The 1,186-nt window shown below is 70.1% G+C and carries 3 protein-coding genes; all 3 read left to right on the top strand.

Annotated elements, in window-relative coordinates:
* Positions 1–79 precede the first annotated feature (79 nt).
* Genes ABD191_RS28825 through ABD191_RS28815 form a run of 3 tightly spaced genes read left to right on the top strand, consistent with a single transcriptional unit; the run spans position 80 to position 1,184 of the window.
* On the top strand, positions 80–520 hold the full coding sequence (locus tag ABD191_RS28825) for a hypothetical protein (RefSeq protein WP_030900971.1): 441 nt from the start codon (positions 80–82) through the stop codon (positions 518–520).
* Positions 517–879, top strand: a complete 363-nt coding sequence (locus ABD191_RS28820; protein ID WP_030900967.1) for a hypothetical protein — start codon at positions 517–519, stop codon at positions 877–879. Before ABD191_RS28825 ends, ABD191_RS28820 begins: the two co-directional genes overlap by 4 nt.
* A 53-nt stretch (positions 880–932) precedes the next feature.
* Positions 933–1,184: a hypothetical protein gene (locus ABD191_RS28815; protein ID WP_030900964.1), complete on the top strand. Its 252-nt coding sequence runs from the start codon at positions 933–935 to the stop codon at positions 1,182–1,184.
* Positions 1,185–1,186: the final 2 nt, after the last annotated feature.

Below are 1,186 nucleotides of genomic sequence, written 5' to 3'. Positions count from 1 at the left end.
GGTCGTCGCCATGTTCGACCGGACGCAGATCACCGCCCCGGCCCCGGCCACCGCGGTCGCCCCGGTCCGGAGCGTGTAGGTGAAGTGCCGTGCGGTCCGGCGGCTACGTAAGCAGCTGGGCCGCCGCGGCCACTTCCTCCTCATCCTGGGCCTGGGCAAGACCTGCTGGGGCGCCGGCATGATTGTCGACCCGCCCCAGTCCGCCGGCCTTGGCCTCCTCACCCGCAACGCCCCGCTCCACTGCTGGGCATGGCTGTGGGTCATCGCCGGCCTCATCACCACTCTCTCGGCCTTCCTGAAGGTCGGCCGAGACCGATTCGGATTCATCGCTGCTCTGGTTCCGCCGGCCGTGTGGGCGATCTCCTATCTCGCCGCTGTCATCAGTGGCGACTACTCACGCGGCGCCTGGGTCGCCGTCTGGTACCTCACCTCCCACGTGGGGGTGATCATGTGGGCCGCGACGGTGCCCGAGCACTCAGTGCCCAACGCTCCGCGCGCCCGGAGAGCTGAGGGCGGATGACAGGCGTCTGGGCAGCAGTAGTGACGGTGACGGCGGCCGTCCTCACATGCATCGGAGCGGTGTACACGGCACGGTCCTCACGGGCTGCCGCAGCCGCGACCGCACGCGCCACGGAAGTAGCGGCCGTCGTCCAGAGCGAACCGGCACAGCGGGCCGCCGACCTGCAGGCGTTCCGGGAGATCAGGGAGAAGCAGACGGCCGACCTGGCGGAGACCCGCGAGGAAGTCCGGTCGCTCCGCTCGCTGGTCCGCGCGTTCGTCTTCTACGTCGGAGACCTCACGACCCAGATGCGCCAGGCCGGGATCGAGCCGCCAGCGCCCCCGGACCGGATCAACGACTACAACCGAACTGGAGTGTGATGAGCGACGAAGCGCCGGCCCCTCGGCCAGCACCACCCCGACGCCAGCCCCTCATGGCCGACGTCGAAACGCTCGTCGACATGGGCCTCATCGAAGAACAACCCCAACCGCCGCCCGAGGAACCACCCGAGCCGCCAGTCGAGGAGCAGGCCAACACAGTCGCACTCGACGAGGCCCTCGCCGGAGCCGGCATCCAGCCTGAGCCGGCTGACGCCGCGGCGATCGCGGAGCTCGCCAAGCTCGACCCCGCCCTCGTCGAAGCCATCACGCGGTGGGTCCAGCCCGCCCCGGTCGAGGAGAAGTAGAA

This window comes from Luedemannella helvata (assembly GCF_039528415.1).
GTDB classification, from domain to species: domain Bacteria; phylum Actinomycetota; class Actinomycetes; order Mycobacteriales; family Micromonosporaceae; genus Luedemannella; species Luedemannella helvata.
The sequence above is the reverse complement of the archived record's forward strand: the minus strand, read 5'-3'. Positions and strand labels throughout refer to the sequence as shown.

Coding starts and splice junctions, on each gene's coding strand:
- ABD191_RS28820 (WP_030900967.1), top strand. CDS start 517: ATGACAGGCGTCTGGGCAGCAGTAGTGACGGTGACGGCGGCCGTCCTC.
- ABD191_RS28815 (WP_030900964.1), top strand. CDS start 933: ATGGCCGACGTCGAAACGCTCGTCGACATGGGCCTCATCGAAGAACAA.